The organism is Ruegeria sp. BHSA162 (assembly GCF_059613385.1).
Genome location: NZ_JBXWSK010000017.1, coordinates 1 through 25,644 on the forward strand (window position 1 = coordinate 1; position 25,644 = coordinate 25,644).

The window sequence follows — 25,644 nt, forward strand, 5'->3', positions numbered from 1 at the left end:
CTGGGCAAAGACGGTTTCCGAGATTTGCTTGATCCCGGAATAGATCGACCGGACGACGGGCATCCGGTTGACCAGGCTTTCGGCAAAATGGATCAGTGACCGGCCCAGGATACCTTTGGCGATCCAGCCGACCAGAACCGTGAAGATCAGGAAGAACAGGACGCCCACGCCGCGCAGGTTGATACCCACATATTGTTCGGGCCGGAACTGGTGCGGGATCAAGGGCAGGACCGCGCTGTCGATCCAGCCGACTACCGACAGGATCAGCCACAGCGTCAGCCAGACCGGTGCGATGACGACGATACCCGTCAGAAACGACGCGCGTAGCCGCGACAGCAGGCCGGGGCGGCGGTGGGGTTCTTCATCAAACGGTGTGTTCATCGCGGTTCCGAGCGGTTTTCCGGACTAGTTAATCAGTCCGGCGCCTTGGTACAATAGGTCCGTTTGACGCTTAGTCAGCCTGAGCCTTCAAAGACTTGGCTATACCAGCCGCAAGGCGCGCATTGTTGCGCACCAGGGCGATATTGGCGATCAGGGATCGGCCCTCGGTGCGCTCGTAGATGCGCTGCAGCAGATAGGGCGTGACGGCCTTGCCGGTAATGCGATGCGCTTCGGCGTCCTGCTGGGCCGAGGCGATGATCGGGTCAAGTTCCTCGGACGGGATCTGATCGGCCAGCGGGATCGGGTTGGCCACCAGCTGCCCGCCTGGCAGACCCAGAGCGCGGCGCGTCGCATGGGCCTTGGCGATCTGCTCGGCTGTGTCCATCCGCAGGGGCGCGGCAAAGGGCGACTTGGCCGACCAGAAGGCCGGGAATTCATCCTGCCCATGGGCGATGACCGGCACGCCCAGTGTCTCAAGCACTTCGAGCGTTTTGGCCAGATCGAGGATGGCCTTGGCCCCGGCAGCCACGACCGTGACCGGCGTCTGCGCCAGTTCGTGCAGGTCGGCCGAGATGTCAAAGCTGGTTTCCGCGCCGCGATGCACCCCGCCGATGCCGCCGGTGGCAAAGACCTCGATCCCCGCGAAATGGGCCGCGATCATCGTGGCGGCAACGGTGGTGGCCCCGGTCCCGCCCGAAGCGATGCAGGCCGCCATATCCGCGCGCGAGATCTTGGCCACGCCCTGCGCCTGTCCCAGATCCTTCAGCTGATCGGGTTCCAGCCCTACGTGCAGCCGACCGTCGATCACCGCGATCGTGGCCGGAACGGCGCCCGCGTCGCGGATGTCATGCTCGACCTGGGCCGCCACCTCGATGTTCTGCGGGTAGGGCATGCCGTGGGTGATGATGGTGCTTTCCAAGGCAACGATGGGGGTTCCGTCGTCCTTGGCCGCGCGCACTTCGGCGGAATACTGGATGTCGATCACAGGGGGGTCTCTCCGGATACATAGGTTGCAGCGGCATGCAAGGCGCGGGTCAGCGCCTCGTCAATGCTGGCGCCATTGGCTTCGGCGGCGATATGGGCCGCCATGAACGTGTCGCCCGCACCGGTCACGCGCGTGACCAGAACCGACGGGGGTTTCTGGGTGATCACCGCGTCGGCACTGGCCACGGTGGCAGAGTTGCCCCCGTCGGTCACCAGCGCACGCAGCGCGCCCCGGTCCAGCAGGGCGCGGGCAGCGGATTCGGAATCGTCGAACTCGCGCTGGCACAGCAGCCCGGCTTCTTCGAGGTTCACATACAGCGTGGCCCGACCGTGCTTGAGGAAAGGCAGCAGCCGCTCGGCCTTGCCGGGCGAAGCCGGGGCCACGCGCAGGTCGGCTCGGGCGAAGGCCGGGCTGACGGCGATTTCTTCCAGAAGGTCCAGCGTCAGGTTGCCGTCCAGCGCGATCTGCCCTTCGAACGGGGTGTTTTCATAGCCCAGCGGGCCATGGATCAGGGGGCGCAGGATCTTGGCGCCGGCGGCCTCCAGCGAATGGGCGTCGGCAATGGCGGCGATCAGTCCGTTTGCGCCTTCGACCGCCATGTAACGGTCGGTGGGCAGGTCCTGCGAGCGATAGATATGGGTCGTGTCCATGCCCAGCCGCTTGCAGGCATGGACCAGCTCGTCGCCCTCGGGGTCGCTGCCGATGGCGGTCAGAAGGGTCGGGGTCATGCCGAAGCGCACAAGGGTCATGGCGATGTTCATCGCCACGCCACCGGGCAGGCGCGTGATGCGGCCGGGCACGTCCGATCCTTGCCGCATGTGGCTGGCGGATCGTCCGATCACGTCCCACAGGACGGATCCGATACACAGGATGTCGCTGTTCTGAGTCATTTCCTCGTCATGCCGCAGGCGCAGGGCGCGCGCAAGCCGGAAGCTGCGCGGGCTGGGTCCACGTCGGCGATTTGGCTTGCCAATTGTTTGGAAGGACGAAACACTCGGACACAGTGTTTTTTGGTTCTTTTGGATATTTTCGGATGGGTCTCAATATCCGTTTGCTGACCTTCCTGCGGTTTCGCGCCTGGATAATTGCGCCATTGCTGGCATTTATTTTTTTGGCAATGCCTGCATGGGCGCAACAAAGCGGACGGACAATCGTTGACTTTCAGGTCCGGGACGGTCGGCTTCTGGTCGAAATCGCCTTGAACGCCGAGGCCGTTCTGGCCGGGGTCGATCCGCAAGAAGTCGCGCAGGGCGGCGACGGCGGGAGCGCGCGTTACTCACAGCTGCGCCGGCTTGTCTCGTCCGAGCTTGAGGAACACGTCCACGATTTTGTAACGGATTGGAAGCAATCCTTGCAGATCGACGTGAACGGGCCGGTTGCGTTGTCCTATGAAGGCGCAAGTATTCCGGTGGTCGGCAACCCGGACGTGCCGCGGATTTCCCGAGTGCTGCTGGCCGGTCCTCTGCCGCCTGATGCAAGCAGCCTGCGCCTGACCTGGCCCGAAGGGATCGGCCCCGTGGTCTTGCGCCAACAAGGGGTCGAGGCGCCCTATACCGGGTTTCTGAGCGGCGGCGAGGTCAGTCCTCGCATTCCCTTGGCAGGCGGAGCCGGGCTGGGTGCCCAGAAAGCGGCCGAGGCTTTTTTTCGGGCCGGGCTACTGCATGTCGCGGGCGCGGGGGCAAAGCTTCTGGCGCTGTCCTCGGTGCTGGTTTTCTTGTCCCTGAAATTGCGCCCTGTCCTTGTTCAGCTTGCCGCGCTGGGGCTGGGCGTAGTGGTGACGCTGCCGCTTGGGATGTTCGACGTGTTGAATGCGAGCCCGTTCCTGCCGTGGCCAGTCGTGCCGGCGGCCATCGCCTTGTTGGCGCTTTGGAACCTCGTCACCGACCGGTTGGGGGGCTGGCGTGTGCTGTTCCTTTTGGCGGCCGGTGCGGTCCTTGGCCTGACACTGTCAGAAGCATCGTCGCGCCTGGGTGTGCCGCCGCACCATGTCGCGCCGGCGGTGCTGGGTTTTGCAGCTGGCATCCTGTTGGCGCTGAGCGGAGTCGCGATCCTGATCCTCGCCACCCTGACCGTGCTCTTGCCGGATTCGCCCAGGCTGCGCGGCCGAATTTCCACAGTCGCCTCGCTGTTGTTGGCGGCCTTGGGGCTGTACTGGGCGGTTATGTCCTAACCGCCGGTTTTTATTGGCGCGATCAGCGTGTTCAGCGCGCTGAGCGGGTCCTCTGCGGTCCAGATCTCGTCTCCGATACCGAAGAAGTCGGTACATTCAGCCAGTTCGGCAACCAGTTCGGGTGTCAGGCCGCCTTCGGCGACAACCGGAACCTCGATCATCTCGGACCACCATTGGAACAGACCACGCTCGGCGCGGGTCCCTTTGCCCAACGACACGTCCCCCACGGGCCCTAAGGCCACATAGTCGGCCCCGGCTTCGCCCGCGGTCATCCCGTCATGGCGCGAGGTTCCGCAGAAACTGCCGACGATGGCATCCGCCCCCAGCTCTTTGCGCGCGGCCCGGACCGAGCGGGCCGCATCCTCCAGATGCACCCCGTCCAGCCCCAGCCGTTGCGCCAGCAGGACATGGTTCGAGATCACCAGCGCCACGTCGCGCGCATGGGCCACCTCGCGGCAGGCGTCGGCCGCGCGGGCGATGGCGTCCTCGTCGCTGCCGGCCAGCGCCAGCCGGATGCAGGCGATCTCGGTCCCGTCCAGAACGCGGGCCAGCCGGTCGGGAAAGGTGGCCAGGTCGATGGTCGGCGGGGTGATCAGATAGATCTGAGGCTGCTCGGGGGTGTCCATTGGCGGATCCTTCGCGGTTGGTCTTTGGCGCGGTTTAGCCGATTGCGGCGGCGAAGCAAACTTTATTGCCCGCAGAGCGCGTGATTTGCAATCGGGCAGGGCGGCCGGGCTTGCCCTGTGCCAGCGGCGGCAGTATGGCAGGCGCAACTTTCGGAGATCAAAATGTCCAGAGACAGACCCCAGCCCTCATTCGTGCTTGTCCGCCCGCAGATGGGCGAAAATATCGGCGCCGCGGCGCGGGCGATGTGGAATTTCGGCCTGGACCGGATGCGTATCGTCGCCCCGCGCGACGGCTGGCCCAACCCCAAGGCCGTGGCCATGTCGAGCGGTGCCGGGCGGCTGCTGGACGAGGCGCAACTGTTCGACGATCTGGCCGGCGCGTTGGGCGACCGCACATACGTTTTCGCCACCACCGCCCGTCAGCGTGGCCTGACCAAACCCGTCTACAGCCCCGAGCGTGCCATGCAGATCGCGGCCCAAAAGGTGGCGGCGGGCGAAAAGGTGGCCGTGCTGTTCGGGCCTGAGCGGGCCGGTTTGGAGAATGAAGACATCGCCAAGGCCAATGCGATCATCTCGGTGCCGGTGAACCCCGAATACGCCTCGCTGAACCTGGGGCAGTGCGTGTTGCTGACCGCCTATGAGTGGATGCGCCAGACCGGCGACGTGGTGCACGAGGCCACCGATCTGGGCAAAGGCGACTGGGCCACCGGCATCGAGGTCGAGAAACTGGTAGAACACTACGAACAGCGGCTGGAGGAGGCCGGGTTCTTCTACCCGCCGGAAAAGGCCGAAGGGATGAAGGTGAACCTGCGCAACCTGTGGTCGCGCATGCGCATGACGCGGGCCGATGTGCAGATGCTGCACGGGATCATGCGTCAGATGGTCCGCTGGAAGGACAAGGGCTGAGGCTGGACCTTCCCGGGCACTGGCCCTAGCTTGCGGGAAAATCAAGGACATGAGGACGGCATGAGCGGCAAGCGCAGCATCTTCGAAGAAGTCTCGGGTGAACAAAAGCAGGGAACGGTCCAGCCCGGCATGATCGACCGCGGCCGGGGTGGCGCACGCAAGGCCATCCGTATCTGGCTGATGATCCTGTTCGCGCTTGTCGTCATGATGATCGCGGTGGGCGGGCTGACCCGCCTGACCGACAGCGGCCTGTCGATAACCGAATGGCGCCCAGTCACCGGGGCGATCCCGCCGATGTCCGAGGCGGACTGGCAGGCCGAGTTCGACAAGTACAAACAGATCGACCAGTGGCGCATCATGAACCAGTGGATGGAGTTGGATGACTTCAAGACCATCTACTGGTGGGAATGGGGTCATCGGCAGCTGGGCCGTGTGATCGGCCTGGTCTGGGCGCTTGGGTTCTTTGGCTTTCTGGTGCTGCGCAAGATCCCCGCAGGCTGGACCGGGCGCCTTGCGATCCCCGGACTGCTGGGCGGCGTTCAGGGCGCCGTCGGTTGGTGGATGGTGGCCTCGGGGGTGACGCAGGGCGAGGGGATGACCGCGGTCGCCAGTTATCGTCTGGCCACCCATCTTGGCCTCGCGTTCGTGATCCTGGGCTTTCTGGCCTGGTACATCTTCATGCTGGGGCGCGAGGAACGCGACCTGATGCAGGCCCGTCGCGCGAAAGAGGCGCGGCTGTTCTCGCTGTCGACCGGGCTGCTGCACTTTGCCTTTCTGCAGATCCTGATCGGCGCATTGGTGGCGGGTATCGACGCCGGCCGGTCCTATACCGACTGGCCGCTGATCGGCGGGCAACTGCTGCCGCCGGACGCCACCGCGCTTGAACCGATGTGGCGCAACTTTTTCGAAAGTCCGGGGCTGGTGCAGTTCATCCACCGCTGCGTGGGCTATGTGCTGTTCGCCTTCGGCATCTTCGTCTGGCGACGCGGCAGCAGCAGCGCCCACCCGCAGACCCGGTTCGCCTTCAACGCCATGTTCGCGGCGCTTTCGCTGCAGGTGGTCGTAGGCATCCTCACCGTGGTCTATGGCGCGCCCTGGCAGATCGCCATCTTTCACCAGTTTATGGCCGTGGTCGTCTGGACCCTGATCCTGCGCGCCCGGTTCCTGACCGCTTATCCCATCGCAACCTCGCTGCGCGGAGCTTGACCCAATGACTGCATTCAATGACCTGATGGCCTTTCAGCGCGAAACCTCGGCCCTAGCACAGATCGCCGGGCGCCTGGGCTGGGACCAGGAGACTGTCATGCCGCGCGGGGCCGCCAACCAGCGCGCCGAGGAGATGGCCGCAATCGAAGCCGTGTTGCATGCGCGCCGTTCGGATCCGCGCGTGGCCGAGTGGCTGGAAAACGCCCATGCCGACACCGAGGTCGGTCAGGCGCAACTGCGCGAAATCCGCCGCACATACGAGCGCACGGTCAAGGTGCCCGCTGATCTGGCCACGGCCATCGCCCGCGTGACATCGGCCGCGCAGGGCAAGTGGGCACAGGCCCGCGCCGACGAGGATGTTGCCGCGTTTCTTCCGGTTCTGGAGGAAGTCGTGGCGCTGCGGCGCGAGGAAGGGGCGGCTCTGGCGCAGGGCGGCGATGTCTATGACGCGCTGGTCGAGGATTACGAGCCCTACACGACCGCTGCCCAGATCGCCGACATCTTCGACGCCCTGCGCCCGCGTCTGGTTGCGCTGCGCTCCGCGGTTCTTGACCGGCCGTCCCCCGCGGGCGTGACCGGAACGTTTGACGAAGCGGCCCAGATGAAGCTGACGCAAAAGCTGGCGGAGACTTTCGGGTACGACTTGAACCGGGGGCGGGTGGACAAGGCCGTACACCCGTTCTGTTCGGGCAGCGGCGACGACGTGCGCGTCACCACTCGGACCAGCGAAACCGACCCGTTCAACTGTTTCTATTCGACCATCCATGAGGTCGGGCACGCCTGCTATGAGCAGGGCATCGACCCGGCCTACGCGCTGACACCGCTGGGCCAGGGCGTGTCAATGGGCGTTCATGAAAGCCAGAGCCGCATCTATGAAAATCAGCTGGGCCGCTCGCGCGCCTTCACGGGCTGGCTGTTCCGGCAGATGATGGACACCTTCGGTGATTTCGGCATAGCAGATGAAGATGCCTTCTATGCCGCCGTAAACCGGGTGCACAACGGATACATCCGAACCGAAGCGGACGAGGTTCAGTACAATCTGCACGTAATGCTGCGGTTCGATCTGGAGCGCGCACTTATGTCGGGCGAACTGCAGGTGAAGGACCTCGAGGCCGCGTGGAACGACCGCTTCCATGCCGATTTCGGCTATGCGGTCGACAAGCCTTCGAACGGGTGTCTGCAGGACGTGCATTGGTCGGTCGGTCTGTTTGGCTACTTCCCGACCTATTCGCTGGGCAATGTGTACGCAGGCTGTCTGTATCAGGCTCTCCGAGCGGCAGTTCCAAGCTTGGACGATCAACTGGCGCAGGGCGATACCGCCACTGCAACCGGCTGGCTGCGCGAGCATGTTCAGCAGCATGGCGGTCTGTATGCCCCACGCGACGTCATCCGCCGCGCCAGCGGCATGGAGCCCGGACCCGAGCCTTTGTTGGCTTATCTCGAAGACAAATTCGGCACGCTCTACGGTCTATGACCTGGAAAGATGACCGCTATGGGTATGATAGGGGTCATCTAGCTGCGGTGTGCATCAGGCACCCAGTCTTCCAGAGGCCGGTTCCAGAACCGGTTCGGGTTGTCTTCGTCCTGCCCACGGATGTGCAGCGTTCGAAAACACGGGTGCAGAAGGATCACCGGTTCTTCATAGGGATGGGCCGCGTAGATTGTGCGCAGCACCTTCGAACGCACGCCGTCCGACACATCCAGAAAGAACGAGACTTCGACGCAGGGAACATCCACCGTGTCGCAGGTGACGGCATTGCGTCCGGTCCCGAGTGACCGAAAGCTCTGCGTTCCGGGCGTCGACCGGAAGGTGACGCGATCATAATCGCCGTAAACAAGGTTGGCTTCGGCCAGAACGGCATCAATCACCGCCTGCGCGCGGTCCTCGGGAACCTGAACGATCACGCGCCAACCTTCGTCTGTCAGATATCGTTCGGTGTCCTGTGGTTTTTGGGTCATTCCAGTCTCCTAACCAAGCAACGTCAAAATGACCGGGTTTGTATCTCAAGTGTGACTTATCGCTTCGCCATCGACCGAACCGACGACCCGAGGCAATCAAACGCGGAGTCCGACAGGCCGAAATGGCGAGCAAGAGCGATCTTGCCTTCCGGCGTGATGGTCAAGGCGCGACTGGACCTTTGGCGCGTCAGCCATTTGTCTTTCAGAGCTTTTTCCAGAATCGCGATTCCCAAGGAACCTGAGATGTGATTTCGGCGTTCCGTCCAGTCCAGACAGAATTTGGCGACCGGCCGGTGGGCGCTGACCCGCGGTGGGTCCAGGTCGAGATCGGTCAGAAACGCGTGATATCGCGGACCCGGCGCCAGTGCCCCATGTGCCAGTTGCAGAACGCCCGTATCCAGCAGGTTGTCCGTGATCCACACACCGAGACGCCCGGCAAGATGGTTATAGCAGCAACGGGCCAACAGAACGCCCAAGTCCGGTTTCGCGGCCCGCCGGACATGATCGCTGGGGGTTAGCGTGGACAGCTTTTCCAAAGCCGATGCGACCTGTGCGCTTGCGATCCGGTGATAGACATGCCTGCCGCTGCGTATCGAAGTGGTCAGGCCGGCCCGCTCCAACTGCTTGAGATGGGCCGTTGCAGTTGGTGGCGTTATGTTGGCTGCGCAGGACAACTCTTTGTTGGTGAACGCCCGCCCGTCCATCAGTTTGCACAGGATGCGTGCGCGGGTTGGGTCGGCGAGGGCGGCGCCGATGATGTCCAGTCTGGGTTCGGGTCTCATTGGATGAGCCTACCGCAAAACCCGGCTTGACCCCAGAAAGAACGCTTCGACATTCGCCGAAACGAAAAGGAGCGGCTGCTGTTGCAGAGCCGCTCCGTCGTCGTTGAAATGAGGGCCGCCGATCAGAGGCGGCCATCCTTACGTTTCGCTATCGTCTTCCTCGTCACCCTGGTCTGCGATCCAAGCGACGCTGACGACTTCCTCGCCTTTGCCGGTGTTGAACACCTTGACCCCGCCCGCACTGCGGGACCGGAACGATATACCGTCGACCGGAACCCGGATCGACTGCCCCTTGGACGTGGCCAGCATGATCTGGTCGTCGATTTCGACGGGGAACGAGGCCACCAGCGGGCCGCCCCGCATCGCCTTGTCCATCGCCATCACGCCCATTCCACCGCGGCCGCGCACCGGGTAGTCATGCGACGAGCTGAGCTTGCCCGACCCGCCGGCCGTGATAGTCAGGATAAGGTTTTCCGCCGCAGACATCTCGGCATAGCGCTCCTGAGGCAGGATGCTGTCTGCGTTGCCTTCGTCTTCGTCGGTTTCGGTCTCTTCGGTGACACCTGCCATCAGGCGGCGCATCTTCAGGTAGGCGGCGCGCTCGTCTGCCGTGGCCTCGAAGTGGCGAATGACGGACATCGAGACGACTCGATCGCCATTCGTCAGTTTGATGCCGCGCACACCGGTCGATTTGCGGCCCTTGAACACGCGCACGGCAGTGGTCGGGAAGCGGATTGCCCGGCCGGAGTTGGTGACCAGCATCACGTCGTCATCCTCGGAACAGATGCGCGCGTTGACCAGTTCCACACCCTCGGGCAGATCCATCGCGATCTTGCCGTTGCGCTTGACGTTGGTGAAATCGCTCAGCGCGTTTCGGCGCACATCGCCGGCACTGGTGGCGAAGACGATCTGCAGGTTTTCCCATTCTTCATCCGGCACATCGACCGGCATGATCGCCGCAATCGAAACACCCGTGGGAATCGGCAGGATGTTGACGATGGCCTTGCCCTTGCCGGTGCGCCCAGATTGAGGCAAGCGCCATGTCTTGAGCTTGTAGACCATCCCATCGGTGGTGAAGAACAGCAGTTGCGTATGCGTGTTCGCCACGAACAGATTGGTTACGACGTCCTCTTCCTTGGTCTGCATCCCCGACAGACCCTTGCCGCCGCGCTTCTGCGCGCGGAAGTCGGCCAGCGGCGTACGCTTGATGTAGCCGCCCGAGGTCACGGTGACGACCATGTCCTCGCGTTCGATCAGGTCCTCGTCTTCCATATCGCCGGACCAGTCGACGATTTCAGTGCGGCGCGGCACTGCGAACTGCTCTCGAACCTCGCGCAGCTCGTCGGCGATGATGCTCATGATGCGCTCGCGCGAGGACAGAATGTCCAGGTATTCCTTGATCTTGGCGGCCAGGTCTTCCAGCTCGTCCGTGACCTCTTTGACACCAATCTGGGTCAGGCGTTGCAGGCGCAGATCAAGGATCGCGCGGGCCTGAACCTCGGTCAGGTTGTAGGTGCCGTCGTCGTTCATCTTTGACAGCGGATCGTCGATCAGCCGCAGATAGCTCTCGATCTCGGCTGCGGGCCAGCGGCGGGTCATCAGCTTTTCGCGCGCCTCTGCCGCGTCGGCCGAGGACCGGATCGTGGCAACGACCTCGTCCACGTTCGAGACCGCTACGGCCAGACCGCACAGGATATGGCTGCGTTCCCGTGCCTTGCGCAGGTCGTATGCAGTGCGGCGGGCAACGACATCTTCGCGGAAGTCGATGAAGCTGGTCAGGAACCGGCGCAGGGTCAGCTGCTCGGGGCGACCGCCATTCAGCGCCAGCATGTTGCAGCCGAATGAGGTCTGCATCGGCGTGAACCGGTAAAGTTGGTTCAGCACCACCTCGGGCGTTGCGTCGCGCTTCAGCTCGACCACCACCCGCACGCCGTTGCGGTCAGATTCGTCCTGAACGTGGCTGACGCCTTCGATGCGCTTTTCACGCACGGCTTCGGCGATCTTCTCGATCATCGAGGCCTTGTTCACCTGATAGGGGATCTCGTCCACGATGATGGCATAGCGGTCCTTGCGCAGCTCCTCGACGCGGGTTTTGGCGCGGATGATGACGCTGCCACGGCCCTCCAGATAGGCCTTGCGCGCACCGGACCGGCCCAGCATCACGCCGCCGGTGGGGAAATCGGGGCCGGGGATGTATTCGATCAGCTGTTCGCTGGTCAGGTCCGGATCGTCGATCAGCGCCAGCGTCGCGTCGACCACTTCGCCCAGGTTGTGCGGCGGGATGTTGGTGGCCATACCCACCGCGATGCCGCCGGCGCCGTTGACCAGCATGTTCGGGAACCGCGCGGGCAGGACGGTGGGTTCCTTGTCCTTGCCGTCGTAGTTGTCCTGGAAATCTACCGTCTCTTTCTCGATATCCGCCAGCAGAGCGGCGGCGGGCTTGTCCATGCGGACCTCGGTGTAGCGCATGGCCGCCGGGTTGTCGCCGTCCATCGAGCCGAAGTTGCCCTGACCATCCAGCAGCGGCAGCGACATCGAGAAATCCTGCGCCATCCGCACCAGCGCGTCATAGATCGCGCTGTCACCGTGCGGGTGGTATTTACCCATCACATCGCCCACGGGACGGGCCGATTTGCGGTAAGCTTTGTCATGGGTGTTCCCGGTCTCGTGCATCGCATAGAGGATGCGCCGATGCACCGGTTTCAAGCCGTCGCGCAGATCGGGGATCGCACGGGACACGATGACCGACATCGCATAGTCCAGATAGGACGTCCGCATCTCGGATTCGATGGATACCGTCGGGCCGTCGTAAACCGGGCGCTCGGGCGGGGTTTCATCCATGTTTTCGGGGATTTCTGGCGTATCGCTCACGTAAACTGCCCGTTTTTTGTGCTGGGTCTATATCTTGTGGATGCATCTTATCAGACCCGGCACATAGGGTGCAAGCAAGCAACCCGGAAGTGGCCTGAAACCGCGGTGTTTTTCGGGTAACACATTGTTTTAATACGGATTGAAAAGGAATCATGTTACCCTGAAGGGACCTTTGAGGAAATCTGGAGGTCTGAATGGAGAAAAACGAAACCGAATTGATGCTGAAGGGGTATGGCCTGACAACGGCTGAAATCTTCTATCGCATGCCGGATTACATCCATGTTCTGAACACGTTCATCTGGCAGGATTACGACTTGGCGCCGGATCATCCCAAGCTGTTCAATTTCATCGAGTTCTGGCAGCGCGAAATCGAGGGTCCGCTGCATTCGGTGCGCTTTACCCACCGCAAGATGATCGCACCCGGAGAATGGCGGAACGTCGTCGGAGAATACCGGCTGAACTAGCGTTTCGGTCAGGTTGCGGTAAAGGCCAATGCGCCTTGATCCGGCCGATGGATCATCGAATGAATGCCGACCTGCGTTTCGGCGCAGGTTACTCACTCTCATAATTTCTGAACACAACCAGATCTTGGCAATCCGTTGACGGCGGACGCGTTGAGCGGTTGAATATTCTTGTGCGTTTCGGTGGCGGTCCGGTGCGGCGCACACGATTGGTACAGATTGGAAAACCAGAGAAAGTCCAGGATATGATTGCGCTAACATTGGACATGCCGGCGATGGCGCGTTAAGGACGGCTCATGGTTTCTCGCGTTATACCCGTCGACCCATTTGATCTGGTCATTTTTGGTGGCACCGGGGATCTGGCGCAGCGCAAGATTTTGCCTGCCTTGTTTCGTCGTTATTGCGCGGGACAGTGGAATGACGATGTTCGGATAATCGCCGCAGCAAGGTCCGCACATGATCAGGCGGGCTATCGTGCGATCGTCGCCGAGTCGCTGGCCCAGCACGCACCTCGTCAAGCGGCAGATCCCGGCAACCTTGATGGGTTCCTGAACCGGCTGCAGTATCTGCGGTTGGATGCCAGCTCTGATGATGGGTGGGAAAACCTTTCAGGTCTGTTGACGGATTCGCGGATCCGCGCCTTCTATTTCTCGGTCGGACCCGGATTGTTCGCCCCGTTGGCGGAAAAAATCCGCCAGCACGGTCTGGCAAACGAGCAGACGAGGATCGTCGTCGAAAAGCCGTTCGGTCACGACCTGGACAGCGCGCGGGCGTTGAATGCCACGCTGGCCTCATATTTCAGCGAAAACCAAATCTACCGGATCGATCATTATCTGGGCAAGGAAACCGTCCAGAACCTGATGGCAGTCCGGTTCGGCAACATGCTGTTCGAGCCGCTGTGGAACAGTCAGTATGTCGACCATATCCAGATCACCGTCGCCGAGACCGTCGGCGTGGATGGTCGCGAAGAGTATTACGAGCGCGCTGGGGCAATGCGCGACATGGTGCAAAACCACCTGATGCAGCTTCTGTGCCTGATCGCGATGGAGCCGCCTGCCAAGTTCGATTCGGACGCCGTGCGCGATGAAAAGCTCAAGGTAATCCGCGCGCTGGACCCGGTGCAGCCGCACCACATCGTGCGTGGGCAGTATTCGGGTGGTCCCGACGGGCCGGGCTACCGCGAAGCGGTGGGCAATCCGCGCTCGACCACCGAAAGTTATGTGGCGCTGCGGGCGCATGTCAGCAATTGGCGGTGGGCGGGGACTCCGTTTTACTTGCGCACCGGCAAGCGGCTGGTGGCGCGGTCCTCGGTGATCAACGTCATCTTTAAGGATGCGCCGCATTCGATCTTCGGGGCCGAGGCCGGGCGGCATGCCAACACGTTGTCGATCCGCCTGCAACCGAACGAAGGCATAACGCTGAAAGTCACGATCAAAGAGCCGGGGCAGGGCGGAATGCGTTTGATCGACGTCCCGTTGGATATGAGTTTTGCCGAAGCGCTCGGGCCCGAAAACCAGGAAGCGCCGGATGCTTATGAGCGTTTGGTGATGGACGTGATCCGAGGCAATCAAACACTGTTCATGCGCGGAGACGAGGTCGAGGCCGCCTGGGCCTGGACCGACCCGATCATTGCGGGGTGGCAGGCGCGCGGCGACGTGCCTAAACCCTATGACAGCGGCAGTACCGGTCCCGGCGACGCCGAACTGCTGATGAAACGCGACGGTCGCCATTGGCAAGGGATCAAGCCATGAAGATTCAGGAATATGCCGACAGGGACATGCTGGCCATTGATGTTGCCAACGTTCTGGCAGGCGAGTTGGAGGCCGCACTGCTGCACAACGATGTCGTGGCTTTTGCGGTTCCCGGCGGCACCACGCCCGGACCGATCTTCGACAGCCTCTGCGCCGCGGATCTTGAATGGGAGCGTGTCCGTGTTCTGCCCACCGACGAACGCTGCGTCCCGGCGGACAGTGACCGGTCTAACGAACGCTTGATCCGCGACCGTCTTCTGACCAACCGGGCGGCGGCGGCGGACTATGTCCCGCTCTACATTCCCGGCAAGGCGCCCGAAGAGGTTCTGCCCCAAATCGAAGCTCTGATCGAGCCGCTGCGCCCGTTGGCGGTGCTGGTTCTTGGAATGGGCGACGACATGCATACGGCCTCGTTGTTTCCGGGGATGGAGGGGCTGGCGCAGGCATTGGCCAGCAACGCACCGGCATTGGCCGTTGCTCGCCCGCAGACGCAGCCCGAGACGCGCATCACCCTGACGGGTCCGGTTCTGGATGGTGCCCTGTCCAAACACCTGGTCATCTATGGTGAAAAAAAGCGCGCAGCGCTTGAGCGTGCCATGAGCCTGCCGCCCGAGGAGGCGCCAATTGCGGCAGTCTTGGATGGAATGACGGTACACTGGGCGGATTGATCTCATGCAACTGGACACTCTCAGAACCCTTGCCGCGCAGGCGGCGGATACCCGCATCCTCGACCTGTTCGCGCAGGATCCCGACCGGGCGCAGAGCTTCTCGGCCTCGACCGGCGATTTGCTGTTCGACTATTCGAAGACCCTGATCGCCGCGGACATCCGCGCGGCGCTGATCGACCTGTGCGATCAAGCCGGTCTGGCCGAGCGGCGCGACGCGATGTTCCGCGGCGACAAGATCAACGAGACCGAGGGCCGCGCGGTGCTGCATACGGCGCTGCGCAATCTGGACGGCGGCCCGGTCGAGGTTGATGGCCAGGACGTGATGCCCGACGTTCTGGACACCCTGCAGCGCATGCGCGTGTTCGCCGAAGAGGTCCGGGGCGGAACGGCCCAGGGGGCAGGGGGCAGCTTTACCGACGTGGTGAATATCGGCATCGGCGGTTCGGACCTTGGGCCGGTGATGGCGACGCTGGCGCTGGCGCCCTATCACGACGGGCCGCGCCTGCACTATGTCTCGAACGTGGATGGCGCGCACATCGCCGACACGCTGCGCGAACTGGACCCGACGCGGACGCTGGTGATCGTGGCGTCCAAGACATTTACCACCATCGAAACCATGACCAACGCGCGGACGGCGCGGGCCTGGATGCTGGACGGCGGCGGCGACCCGGGGCGGCAGTTCGCGGCCGTGTCCAGCGCCGTGGACAAGACGGCGGACTTCGGCATCCCGTCTGACCGCGTGTTCGGCTTCGCCGATTGGGTCGGCGGGCGCTATTCGGTCTGGGGTCCGGTTGGACTGCCGGTGATGATTGCGGTGGGCTCGAACGCCTTCGACGCGTTCCTGCGCGGCGGGCAGGCGATGGACGTGCATTTCCGCGCCGCGGGCTGGGCCGAGAACATGCCGGTGATGCTGGCGCTGGTGGGCTTCTGGCACCGTCAGGTGCTGGGTCATGCCAGCCGCGCGGTTCTGCCCTATGACCAACGGCTGCTGCGGCTGCCGGCCTACTTCCAGCAGCTCGAGATGGAATCGAACGGCAAATCGGTGGCCATGGACGGCTCGGCGCTGAGTGTGCCTTCGGGGCCGGTGGTCTGGGGTGAGCCCGGCACCAACGGGCAGCACGCGTTTTACCAACTGATTCATCAGGGCACCGACGTGATCCCCTGCGAATTCATGGTGGCCGCCGAAGGCCACGAGCCCGAACTGGCCCATCATCACCGTCTGCTGCTGGCCAACTGCCTGGCTCAGTCCGAGGCGTTGATGCGTGGCCGGTCGCTTGAGGAAGCGCGAGCGCGCATGGCCGAGATGGGCCTGCATGGCGACGAGTTGGAGCGTCAGGCCCGGCATCGCGTGTTCCCGGGCAACCGGCCCTCGACCACGCTGATCTATCCGCAGCTGACGCCCTTCGTTCTGGGCCAGATCATTGCGCTGTATGAACACCGGGTGTTCGTCGAAGGCGTGCTGTTGGGCATCAACTCGTTCGACCAGTGGGGGGTGGAGCTGGGCAAGGAGTTGGCCACCTCGCTGGGGCCAATCGTCGATGGCGATGCGGGCACCGAGGGCAAGGACGGCTCGACCGCCGCACTTGTGGCCTATGCGCTGCGGCACCGGGGCTGAAGCCCTGCAAATCTGACGGCCTGCCGCCACGGCAGGCCGCATTCTTTTATTGTCAGACAATTAAATGATTGGCAGGATCGGCCCCGAGGAGAAGCCCTGGGGCCGGCCATGCCGCCGTGTCGCCTGGCCGCAACAGACGCCGCATCAGGCCGGCGCGATGAATGGGAGGATGTCCATGCTAGGACAGATGATGACGCAGCCGCTGTTGATTTCGTCACTGATCGATCATGCTGCGCGCTATCATGGTCAGACCGAGATCGTGTCGGTCGAAACCGACGGAACCGTCACCCGGACGAACTGGGGCGAGATCGCCGCCAATGCCGGGCGCATGGGGTCAGCGCTGACCAAACTGGGCCTGCAGCCGCAGGATCGGATCGGCACTCTGGCCTGGAACAACCGCCGGCATCTGGAAATCTACTATGCCGCCTCGGGTGCCGGGTTCGTCTGCCACACGATCAATCCGCGCCTGTTCCCCGAACAGCTGGTTTACATCATCAACCATGCGCAGGACCGGGTGCTGTTCTTCGACGCCACCTTCATCCCGCTGGTTGCCGCGATCCGCGATCAATTGACCGAAGTGAAGCATTTCGTCCTGATGGGACCGCGCAGCGAGGACGCACTGCAGCAGATCCCCGGACTGGAATTCTATGACGAGTTGATCGAGACCGGCGACGCCGATTTCGAATGGCCGGTCTTCGATGAAAACACCGCCTCGAGCCTGTGCTACACCTCGGGCACGACCGGCCACCCCAAAGGCGTGCTGTATTCGCACCGTTCGACCGTTCTGCACAGCTTTGCCTCGAACACCCGCGACGTGATCGGGTATTCGGCGATGGATGTGGTGATGCCGGTGGTGCCCATGTTCCACGTCAACGCCTGGGGGTCGCCCTATGGCTGCGCCATGTCCGGTTCGCAGATGGTGCTGCCCGGGCCGGACCTGCATGGCGAGGCGCTGGTGAACCTGATCGACACCTATGGCGTGACGCTGGCGATGGGGGTTCCCACGATCTGGCAGGGCCTGCTGGCCCATGCCGCCAAATGCGGCACCAGGCTGGAAAGCCTCGAACGTACGGTGATCGGCGGCGCGGCGTGCCCGCCCTCGATGATCGAGACCTTCCGGGAAAAATACGGCGTCGACACCGTGCATGCCTGGGGGATGAGCGAGATGAGCCCGCTGGGCACCGCCAACATCCCGCTGGCCAAGCATCGCAAGCTGCCGATCGAGGAACAGCACAAACTGCGCGAGAATCAAGGTCGTCCACCTTTTGGGGTCGAACTGAAGATCGTCGATGACGACGGCAACGACCTGCCGCATGACGGGGTCACGCAGGGCGACCTGATGGTGCGCGGACACTGGGTGCTGGACAGCTATTTCCAGCTGCAGGATCAAGATCTTCTGCAGGATGGCTGGTTCGCCACCGGCGACGTGGCCACGCTGGACCCCGATGGCTACATGACCATCCGCGACCGTTCCAAGGACATCATCAAATCGGGCGGTGAATGGATCAGCTCGGTCGAGCTGGAAAACATTGCCGTAGCGCACCCGAGATTGGCCACCGCGGCCGTGATCGGCGTGCCGCATCCCAAATGGGACGAACGCCCGCTGCTGGTGGCCGTCAAGGCCGAGGGCGAAGATCCGTCCGAGGCCGAGCTGCTGGAGTTTTTCGACGGCAAGATTGCCAAGTGGCAGGTGCCGGACAAAGTGGTCTTCGTCGACGCGCTGCCACTCAATGCGACGGGCAAGGTCCTGAAACGCAAACTGCGGGATGAATTCAAGGACGCCTTGGCAGGTTAATTCTTGATTTCTAAGGATTTTTGGCTCCGGCGGTAGGGATCGAACCTACGACCAATTGATTAACAGTCAACTGCTCTACCGCTGAGCTACGCCGGAACTGAGGGGCGTGTACCAATCTGCAAAGACGAGGTCCAGACGAAAATTGCTTTCTTTGGACGAATTGCGCGCCCCAGGTTTCCGTTTCGGATTTCAATCGGGGTGAACAGGTTTGTTGTTTCGTGCGGCAGTGAAACGTTGCGTTGATCTACGCACCGGCCGCGACGTGATCGTTTCATCCGGATCAGAAAGAGACTAGCCTCTCGATAATGCACCATTCTTCGGTGAACCTGTTGAAATCGGAAAGGAACCCAAGACGCGGACAGCTTGCAGGATTGCAGCGAAGCTTTTCTTCTTTGTTCTCGCCGCGCCGGGGATCGCCCAAGAGGCCGGAACCCTGATCACCGGCGCTCGGATTTTCGACGGTGTCCGTTCCGACCTGATCGAGGGTCAGGACGTTTTGATCCAAGACGGCGTGATCACGGCCATTGGCCCTGATCTGGATGCGCCGGAGGGGGCGACGGTGATCGATGCGCAGGGTCGGTTCCTGATGCCCGGATTTGCCGACATGCATGCGCATCTGATGTTTCAGATGCCGTTCGGTATCGCATTCAATGCCGATCGCGAATACTGGGCCTATGTTGCCGCAACCGTCGCCGAACAATACCTGATGCAGGGGTTCACGACGGTCCGCGATGTCGGCGGGAACTCGTTTTCACTGAAACGCGCCATAGACGAGGGCATCCTGAGGGGGCCTCGGGTCTATCCTTCGGGTCCCATGATCTCGCAGAGCTCGGGCCACTCGGATCATCGGACAGACGCAAACGAGCCCGGGTCATTGGTGTTCGAGCCCAGCATTCCGATGAAATACTTCCATGTCGCAGTTGCCGATGGGCGTGACGAGGTTCTGAAAACCGTGCGCGAGGTGTTGCGCCGCAGGGCCTCGCAGATCAAGATTTCCGTCGGTGGCGGCACCGGGTCATTTGCTGATCCATTGGACACCACGCAGTACACGGCAGACGAAATCCGTGCAGCCGTCGAGGCGGCCGAAGACTGGAACACCTACGTTACCGCCCATGTCTACAACTCGGATGGCATCATCCGCGCCGTCGAGAATGGGGTGAAGTCCATCGAGCATGGCAATCTGATGAGCGAAGAGGCCATGCGCGTGATGATGGAGCATGATGCCTGGCTGTCGCCGCAGGTCATCGTCTACACATTCCATCCGGCAGGCTACAACGACGAACAAAAAGCCAAGCATGACGAAGCCTATGACGGCATCAACCAGATGTTCACCATGGCCAAGGAGCTTGGATTCGAGAATATCGTCTTCGGCACGGACGTGATCACTTCTCCTGAGATGATCAAGCGCGCAAACGAGGAGTTCGCTCTGAGAACGGAATGGTTCGACAATGCCGAAATACTCCGTCAGGCAACCTCGAAATCAGCCGAGTTGCTTGCCTTGTCGGGGCCGCGCAATCCTTATCCCGGGGCGCTGGGTGTCATTGCGGAAGGTGCTCATGCGGATATCCTTCTGATCGACGGCAACCCCCTTGAGGACATGTCTGTCATGACCGAATACGAAGAGCGCTTCGATCTGATCATGAAGGGCGGGGTGATCTACAAAAACGAACTGTAGCGGACGATCTGCTGTGCAAATGCATGGCGGACCAAACTTGCGTCACAGGCGCTGAAAAATTCTCTGATGTTTCGCGGGTGTGATTGACAGGATTGGGCTGATCGAAAGACCAACTCCAAACTAACGGCGCAGGTCCTTGGGGGCAGGCTGATTGTATGCCTGGAACCAGCTGAAAACCCGGCCTGTCGGATCGGCAACCGACCATACACGGGACGCGAGCGGTTGGGTGCGCCACAAACTTCTGAAATCAGAGGATTTTGGCTCCGGCGGTAGGGATCGAACCTACGACCAATTGATTAACAGTCAACTGCTCTACCGCTGAGCTACGCCGGAACTGAGGCGCATATAGCAATCCGGTTTTTCGGCGTCCAGAGGGGAAAAGCACCGAGGGCGAATTTTTTGTGCGTTCAGGAGATGCGATGAAAACTGGTCTGCACCGACAGCGCGCCCCGGGGGGCGACGCGGTCTTTTCCGGTCAGGTCCACCAGATGGGCAAACACGTTGCGCTCGGCCGCTGGAAGCAGGGCAGGCGGGGTTTCGACATAGATCCGCTGGGCCAGATCCCGGGCTGTGCCCGGGCGCTCGGCCAGCGCGTCGAGGATTTGTGCCTCACGTTCGAGCCGGTGGCGGATCAACCAGTCAAGCCGACCCGAAGGGTCTGTGATCGGCGCGCCGTGTCCGGCATGGAAGACGGACCAGTCGCGTGCGCGTAGCCGGTGGCAGGCTTTCATGAAGTCTGTCAGATCGCCATCCGGAGGCGAAACCAGCGAACTGGCCCAGCCCATCACGTGATCGGCGGTGAAACAAACGTCTCCCCAGGCCAGCGCGATGTGGTTGCCCAGATGACCCGGCGTGTGAATGACCTCAAGGCCCCATCCGTCCCCCTCGATCCTGTCGCCGTCCGCCAACTCGATGTCCGGGCGGAATTCCGTGTCGATTCCCTCGCCGCCGCCGGCGAGGCCTTGCTCGGCCAGTTGGGACATGATCGCGCTGCGCCCTGCCTGTGGCCCGCCAAAGGCGTAGATCGGGGCACCTGTCCGCTCTGACAGCGGAGCAGCCAGCGGCGAATGGTCCAGGTGGCTGTGGGTGACCACGATATGGCTGATCATTTGCCCGGGCTGCAGCGCATCCAGAATGGCCTGCATGTGACTGTCGCTCAACGGTCCGGGGTCGATTACGGCAAGGTCGCTGGTGCCCAGGAGGTATGTATTTGTCCCCAGATAGGTCATCGGCGACGGGTTCGGGGCCAGCAATAGCCTGAGGCCCGGCTGCAGGGCGACAGGGATCCCCGGTTTCGGGTTGAAATCGTCTGCTGGCAGCATCTTGGCCTCTTTCTCTTGGCGGGGCAGCCCGCTAGGTTTAGCGCATGTCCTCGCGCTGGCTCAAATCCTATTTGCCCCGCAGCTTGTATGCCCGGGCGGCCCTGATTCTGGTGCTGCCGGTGATCGTGGTTCTGTTGGTGGTGTCGGTGGCATTCGTGCGTGAACACCTCGAGGATGTGACCGGTCAGATGACCCGGGCGGCGTCGCGCGAAGTGCGGCTGGTTCTGGAAGACATTCAGGGTGCCGAAACCCAACAGCAGGCGCTGGCCGCGGTGCGTCCGGATCTGAGGGTGCTGGACATGCAGGCCCGTTTTCTGGGGATCAACGAAACGCCTACTATTGAACCTCGGCGCTGGTATGATTTCATCGCACCGCAGATCGACGCTGATCTTCGAGAGCTGCTGCCGAACCTCGTAGCGGTATCGTTGCCGGACAGTCAGGTCGCGACTTTGTTCTTGAACACCCATCTGGGTGTGTTGGAGCTTGGCTTCGATCGCCGGCGTCTGTCGACGGTCGCCCCGCACCAGTTGATCGTCACGATGCTGTTCTTTGCGGTGATCATGACCTCGATTTCGTTCTTGTACATGCGCAATCAGTTGCGGCCGATCACTCGGCTGGCCGATGCGGCGCAGGCTTTTGGTCGCGGTCGGGTCGTGCCGTTCACCCCCGGAGGGGCCGTCGAGGTGCGGGCCGCCGGTAGCGCGTTTCTTGACATGCGCGCCCGGATCGAGCGGCAGATCGAGCAGCGGACCCTGATGCTGTCGGGAGTCAGCCATGACCTGCGAACGCCTCTGACCCGGCTCAAGCTTGGCCTGTCGATGCTGCCCGAGGAAGATGCAAAGCCGCTGCTTCAGGACGTGAACGAAATGCAGTCACTCTTGGATGCCTTCCTTGATTTCTCGCGCGGCGCGTCCGAGGGCGAGCAGGTCGAGGTTCGTCCGGATGAGCTTCTGCGCTCGATCGTGGATGATGCGCAACGGGCCGGACAAAGTGTCGAGTTGCTGCCGCCCGAAGGGCACGGTGCAGTGATGCTGCGTCCGACTGCAATCCGCCGCGCCGTGGAAAACCTGATCGGCAACGCGGTGCGCTACGGGTCGCACGCGATGGTCAGCATGACCCTGACTGACAAATCGCTGCGCATTCGGGTTGAGGATGATGGCCCCGGCATCCCGCCCGAACAGCGGACCGAGGCGGTTAAGCCGTTCAGCCGGTTGGACCCGTCGCGGAACCAGAATCAGGGCAGCGGGGTGGGCCTCGGGCTGGCGATCGTTGCAGATATCGCTCGTGTCCACGGCGGTGTTTTGCGCTTGAGCCAAAGCGAACGCTTGGGCGGTTTGTGCGCAGACATCATCATCGGGCGGTGATTTCGGCCGTATTTGGTAGGCCCGGAGGGACTCGAACCCCCAACCAAAGCGTTATGAGCGCTCTGCTCTAACCAATTGAGCTACAGGCCCGCCTGAGCGCTTGGGTACCACGCAGAACAGCCGCGTCAAGCCTGACCGTTGCAACGCGGCGCACAATCGACTAACCCGCGCTGAAAGCATTCATGAGGGAACGGCCATGACAGCGGGCAAGAACGGCATCACCTATGCAGATGCGGGCGTGGATATCGATGCGGGCAACGCGCTGGTCGACCGGATCAAGCCCGCCGCCAAGCGGACGAACCGCCCCGGCGTCATGAGCGGCCTTGGCGGGTTCGGCGCGCTGTTCGACCTGAAAGGGGCAGGGTATTCCGACCCGATCCTGGTGGGGGCAACCGATGGCGTGGGCACCAAGCTGCGGATTGCGATCGACACGGGCGTGGTCGATGGTGTGGGGATCGACCTGGTGGCCATGTGCGTGAACGACCTGATCTGCCAGGGGGCCGAGCCGTTGTTCTTTCTAGATTACTTCGCCACGGGCAAGCTGGACACCGACACCGCCGCGCGGATCATCGAAGGCATCGCCGAGGGCTGCGTCCGCTCGGGCTGTGCCTTGATCGGGGGTGAAACCGCCGAGATGCCGGGGATGTACCCCGATGGCGATTTCGACCTGGCAGGCTTTGCTGTCGGCGCGATGGAGCGCGGCAGCGATCTGCCCGCCGGTGTGCAGGCCGGGGATGTTCTGCTGGGGCTGGCGTCGGACGGGGTGCATTCCAACGGCTACTCGCTGGTGCGTAAACTGGTTCAGATCTCGGGCCTGGGATGGGACGCGGACTCGCCCTTCTGCGACGGGCCTTTGGGAGAGGCGCTGCTGACGCCCACGCGGCTCTATGTCAAACCCGCCTTGGCCGCGATCCGGGCCGGTGGCGTGCATGCGCTGGCTCATATCACCGGCGGCGGGCTGACCGAGAACCTGCCGCGCGTGCTGCCCGACGATCTGGGTACGCAAATCGACCTGAATGCCTGGGACCTGCCGCCGGTGTTCAGGTGGATGGCGGAAACCGGGGGCATCGCCGAGGCGGAAATGCTCAAGACCTTCAACTGCGGGATCGGCATGATCGTCGTCTGTGCCGCCGACCGCGCAGATGACCTGGCCGCCCTGCTGACGGATGCCGGCGAGAGCGTCGCGCGCATCGGATCGGTCACCGAAGGGGCGGGCGTCAGCTACGCAGGCAAGCTGCTGTGAGCCACAAGCGCGTCGCCATCCTGATTTCCGGGGGCGGGTCGAACATGGTGTCGCTGGTCGACAGCATGACAGGCGACCACCCGGCGCGCCCCTGTCTGGTTCTGTCGAACAATGCAGATGCTGGCGGACTGGCCAAGGCGGCGGATCGCGGGATTGCCACAGCCGTGGTCGATCACCGGCCGTTCGGCGGTGACCGCGCCGCGTTTGAGGCCGAGTTGTGCAAGCCGCTGCTCGAGGCGCAGCCAGACATCGTCTGCCTGGCGGGGTTCATGCGCGTGCTGACGGGCGATTTCGTGTCCCGCTTTCAGGGACGGATGCTGAATATCCACCCCTCGCTGCTGCCCAAGTACAAAGGGCTCAACACCCACGCCCGCGCCATCGCCGCCGGGGATGCCGAACACGGCTGCACCGTCCACGAGGTCACCGCGGCGCTGGATGACGGTCCGATCCTGGGGCAGGCCCGGGTTCCGGTTGAACCCGGCGACACCCCGGATTCGCTTGCTCGGAAGGTGCTGGCCTGGGAACACAAGCTGTATCCGGCGGTTCTGGAGCGCTTTGCCCGTGGCGATCGCGCACCGGTGTTACTCCCCTGATCTTGCGCCAGAGATTTACATGAGCGGCCAATTCGGCCTATGGTCTGGCCAAGCGCTCGGGGCAGAAGAAACCAACGGGCAATGACCAGAGCAAGAGCAAGAATAGCAAGCGCATGAAGACCCTCAAAACCACGCGAGAGTTGGCTGACTTCTGCAAGGCTGCCGCCCAACACCCCTATGTGACCGTCGATACCGAATTCCTGCGCGAGCGGACCTACTACTCCAAGTTATGTCTGGTCCAGTTGGCCGTGCCCTCTGAAGACGAGGACAGCGCGGTATTGGTCGATCCGCTGGCAGAAGGACTGTCGCTTGAGCCGCTTTACGAATTGTTCCAGAACGAAAACGTCGTCAAAGTTTTCCATGCCGCCCGCCAGGACCTTGAGATTTTCTGGGTGGAAGCCGGTATTTTCCCCAAGCCGCTATTCGACACGCAGGTCGCTGCAATGGTTTGTGGTTTCGGGGAACAGGTTGGCTATGAAACGCTGGTTCGCAAAATCTGCAAACAGGGTCTGGACAAGACCTCGCGGTTTACTGATTGGTCGCGGCGCCCGCTGAGCGAGGCCCAGCAGACCTATGCGCTGGCGGACGTGACGCATCTGCGCAAAATCTATGAACATCTGGCCGCCGAGCTGGAGAAGTCCAAGCGCAGCCATTGGGTAGCGGAGGAGTTGCGCGTTCTGACCGATCCGGCAACCTATGACATCCGCCCCGAAGAGGCATGGCGGCGGGTCAAGACCCGAACCAACTCGGCCAAGTTCCTTGCGGTGGTGCGGGAGCTTGCCCGGTTCCGTGAGGAATATGCCCAGCAGAACAACGTGCCACGCAGCCGTGTATTCAAGGATGATGCGCTGGTCGAGCTGGCGTCGACCAAACCACGCACGCATGCTGATCTGGGCAGCTCGCGTTTGCTGCTGCGCGAAGCGCGCAAAGGTGCCATCGCTGACGGTATTCTGGCCGCCGTACAGGCCGGTGTGAATTGCCCGCCAGAGGATCTTCCCCGGGTGGACAACAGCCGGGACAAGATCAAGGTGAACCCCGCGCTGGCTGATCTGCTGCGGGTATTGCTGAAGTCAAAGACGGAAACCGCAGGGGTCGCGGCCAAGCTCATCGCGACCAGCTCGGAGCTGGATCAGATCGCGGCTGGGGACCGTGACGTTGCTGCGATGTCCGGCTGGCGGTTCGAGGTTTTTGGCGAGGACGCGCTCAAACTCTGCAGAGGCGAGATTGCCTTGGCAGCGAAGGGACAAACTGTTCAGGTCGTCCCCCTTTAA

22 protein-coding genes and 3 tRNA genes are annotated in these 25,644 nt (G+C 62.5%); 14 read left to right on the forward strand and 11 right to left on the reverse strand.

Annotation, left to right across the window (positions count from 1 at the left end; all coding sequences use genetic code 11):
- The 3 genes from AC2FM5_RS07385 to AC2FM5_RS07395 form a co-directional block, all read right to left on the reverse strand.
- Positions 1-381: DUF502 domain-containing protein (locus AC2FM5_RS07385; protein ID WP_496734785.1), on the reverse strand; the 381-nt coding region annotated here is incomplete at its 3' end.
- A 70-nt stretch (positions 382-451) separates the two neighbouring features.
- Positions 452-1,366 (reverse strand): pseudouridine-5'-phosphate glycosidase, encoded by a 915-nt coding sequence (locus AC2FM5_RS07390; protein WP_496734787.1) that lies wholly within the window; start codon positions 1,364-1,366, stop codon positions 452-454.
- Positions 1,363-2,256 (reverse strand): PfkB family carbohydrate kinase, encoded by an 894-nt coding sequence (locus AC2FM5_RS07395; protein ID WP_496734789.1) that lies wholly within the window; start codon positions 2,254-2,256, stop codon positions 1,363-1,365. Before AC2FM5_RS07395 ends, AC2FM5_RS07390 begins: the two co-directional genes overlap by 4 nt.
- 227 nt (positions 2,257-2,483) lie before the next feature.
- On the opposite strand from AC2FM5_RS07395, the gene AC2FM5_RS07400 reads away from it, so the two are divergent.
- The gene (locus AC2FM5_RS07400) at positions 2,484-3,536 is read left to right on the forward strand and encodes a HupE/UreJ family protein (RefSeq protein WP_496734791.1); all 1,053 of its coding nucleotides are present in this window, start codon (positions 2,484-2,486) and stop codon (positions 3,534-3,536) included.
- Here the strand turns inward: AC2FM5_RS07400 and AC2FM5_RS07405 are convergent.
- Positions 3,533-4,162, reverse strand: a complete 630-nt coding sequence (locus AC2FM5_RS07405) for a thiamine phosphate synthase (protein ID WP_496734793.1) — start codon at positions 4,160-4,162, stop codon at positions 3,533-3,535. The genes AC2FM5_RS07400 and AC2FM5_RS07405 overlap by 4 nt on opposite strands.
- Before the next feature lie 162 nt (positions 4,163-4,324).
- Between AC2FM5_RS07405 and AC2FM5_RS07410 the strand changes: the two genes are divergently transcribed.
- From AC2FM5_RS07410 to AC2FM5_RS07420, 3 genes are read left to right on the forward strand one after another with little or no spacing between them, the layout of a single operon-like run.
- On the forward strand, positions 4,325-5,068 hold the full coding sequence (locus AC2FM5_RS07410) for an RNA methyltransferase (RefSeq protein ID WP_496734795.1): 744 nt from the start codon (positions 4,325-4,327) through the stop codon (positions 5,066-5,068).
- A gap of 60 nt (positions 5,069-5,128) precedes the next feature.
- Positions 5,129-6,274, forward strand: a complete 1,146-nt coding sequence (gene ctaA, locus AC2FM5_RS07415; protein WP_496734797.1) for a heme A synthase — start codon at positions 5,129-5,131, stop codon at positions 6,272-6,274.
- Positions 6,275-6,278: 4 nt separating this feature from the next.
- A complete protein-coding gene (locus AC2FM5_RS07420) occupies positions 6,279-7,748 on the forward strand; it encodes a carboxypeptidase M32 (protein WP_496734799.1) in 1,470 nt (489 codons plus the stop codon).
- Between the two features lie 38 nt (positions 7,749-7,786).
- Here AC2FM5_RS07420 and AC2FM5_RS07425 read toward each other — a convergent pair whose 3' ends face one another.
- The 3 genes from AC2FM5_RS07425 to gyrA form a co-directional block, all read right to left on the reverse strand.
- Positions 7,787-8,233, reverse strand: coding sequence for a YqfO family protein (locus tag AC2FM5_RS07425; RefSeq protein WP_496734801.1), 447 nt, complete (start codon positions 8,231-8,233; stop codon positions 7,787-7,789).
- Positions 8,234-8,289: 56 nt separating this feature from the next.
- On the reverse strand, positions 8,290-9,015 hold the full coding sequence (locus tag AC2FM5_RS07430; protein ID WP_496734803.1) for an ArsR/SmtB family transcription factor: 726 nt from the start codon (positions 9,013-9,015) through the stop codon (positions 8,290-8,292).
- Between the two features lie 138 nt (positions 9,016-9,153).
- Entirely contained in the window at positions 9,154-11,856 is a 2,703-nt protein-coding gene (gene gyrA / locus AC2FM5_RS07435; RefSeq protein ID WP_170366759.1) for a DNA gyrase subunit A, read from the reverse strand.
- A 224-nt stretch (positions 11,857-12,080) separates the two neighbouring features.
- On the opposite strand from gyrA, the gene AC2FM5_RS07440 reads away from it, so the two are divergent.
- The 5 genes from AC2FM5_RS07440 to AC2FM5_RS07460 all read left to right on the forward strand — a co-directional run bounded on the left by AC2FM5_RS07440 (position 12,081) and on the right by AC2FM5_RS07460 (position 18,176).
- Positions 12,081-12,350 (forward strand): usg protein, encoded by a 270-nt coding sequence (locus AC2FM5_RS07440; RefSeq protein WP_093962206.1) that lies wholly within the window; start codon positions 12,081-12,083, stop codon positions 12,348-12,350.
- A 293-nt stretch (positions 12,351-12,643) separates the two neighbouring features.
- Complete coding sequence (zwf, locus tag AC2FM5_RS07445; protein WP_170359052.1) at positions 12,644-14,098, forward strand: glucose-6-phosphate dehydrogenase; 1,455 nt, start codon at positions 12,644-12,646, stop codon at positions 14,096-14,098.
- Positions 14,095-14,766: a 6-phosphogluconolactonase gene (gene pgl / locus AC2FM5_RS07450; RefSeq protein WP_170363374.1), complete on the forward strand. Its 672-nt coding sequence runs from the start codon at positions 14,095-14,097 to the stop codon at positions 14,764-14,766. The genes zwf and pgl overlap by 4 nt, the downstream gene beginning before the upstream one ends.
- Before the next feature lie 4 nt (positions 14,767-14,770).
- Positions 14,771-16,381: a glucose-6-phosphate isomerase gene (pgi, locus tag AC2FM5_RS07455; RefSeq protein WP_170449873.1), complete on the forward strand. Its 1,611-nt coding sequence runs from the start codon at positions 14,771-14,773 to the stop codon at positions 16,379-16,381.
- A 175-nt stretch (positions 16,382-16,556) separates the two neighbouring features.
- On the forward strand, positions 16,557-18,176 hold the full coding sequence (locus AC2FM5_RS07460; RefSeq protein ID WP_496734807.1) for a long-chain-fatty-acid--CoA ligase: 1,620 nt from the start codon (positions 16,557-16,559) through the stop codon (positions 18,174-18,176).
- Positions 18,177-18,197: 21 nt separating this feature from the next.
- Here the strand turns inward: AC2FM5_RS07460 and AC2FM5_RS07465 are convergent.
- Positions 18,198-18,272: transfer RNA gene (locus tag AC2FM5_RS07465), tRNA-Asn, on the reverse strand.
- A 415-nt stretch (positions 18,273-18,687) separates the two neighbouring features.
- On the opposite strand from AC2FM5_RS07465, the gene AC2FM5_RS07470 reads away from it, so the two are divergent.
- Positions 18,688-19,851, forward strand: coding sequence for a metal-dependent hydrolase family protein (locus AC2FM5_RS07470; RefSeq protein ID WP_496734809.1), 1,164 nt, complete (start codon positions 18,688-18,690; stop codon positions 19,849-19,851).
- A 258-nt stretch (positions 19,852-20,109) separates the two neighbouring features.
- On the opposite strand, the gene AC2FM5_RS07475 is transcribed toward AC2FM5_RS07470, so the two are convergent.
- Positions 20,110-20,184 (reverse strand) — tRNA-Asn (locus AC2FM5_RS07475).
- Between the two features lie 74 nt (positions 20,185-20,258).
- Positions 20,259-21,173 (reverse strand): MBL fold metallo-hydrolase, encoded by a 915-nt coding sequence (locus tag AC2FM5_RS07480; RefSeq protein WP_170439094.1) that lies wholly within the window; start codon positions 21,171-21,173, stop codon positions 20,259-20,261.
- A 44-nt stretch (positions 21,174-21,217) separates the two neighbouring features.
- On the opposite strand from AC2FM5_RS07480, the gene AC2FM5_RS07485 reads away from it, so the two are divergent.
- Entirely contained in the window at positions 21,218-22,537 is a 1,320-nt protein-coding gene (locus tag AC2FM5_RS07485; RefSeq protein WP_496734811.1) for an ATP-binding protein, read from the forward strand.
- Positions 22,538-22,550: 13 nt separating this feature from the next.
- On the opposite strand, the gene AC2FM5_RS07490 is transcribed toward AC2FM5_RS07485, so the two are convergent.
- Positions 22,551-22,627, reverse strand: a tRNA-Ile gene (locus AC2FM5_RS07490).
- A 106-nt stretch (positions 22,628-22,733) separates the two neighbouring features.
- Here AC2FM5_RS07490 and purM point away from each other — a divergent pair.
- The 3 genes from purM (at position 22,734) to rnd (ending at position 25,644) form a co-directional block, all read left to right on the forward strand.
- The gene (gene purM, locus AC2FM5_RS07495; protein WP_170402879.1) at positions 22,734-23,780 is read left to right on the forward strand and encodes a phosphoribosylformylglycinamidine cyclo-ligase; all 1,047 of its coding nucleotides are present in this window, start codon (positions 22,734-22,736) and stop codon (positions 23,778-23,780) included.
- A complete protein-coding gene (gene purN, locus AC2FM5_RS07500; protein ID WP_093962193.1) occupies positions 23,777-24,373 on the forward strand; it encodes a phosphoribosylglycinamide formyltransferase in 597 nt (198 codons plus the stop codon). The genes purM and purN overlap by 4 nt, the downstream gene beginning before the upstream one ends.
- A 113-nt stretch (positions 24,374-24,486) precedes the next feature.
- Positions 24,487-25,644, forward strand: a complete 1,158-nt coding sequence (rnd, locus tag AC2FM5_RS07505) for a ribonuclease D (protein WP_170367186.1) — start codon at positions 24,487-24,489, stop codon at positions 25,642-25,644.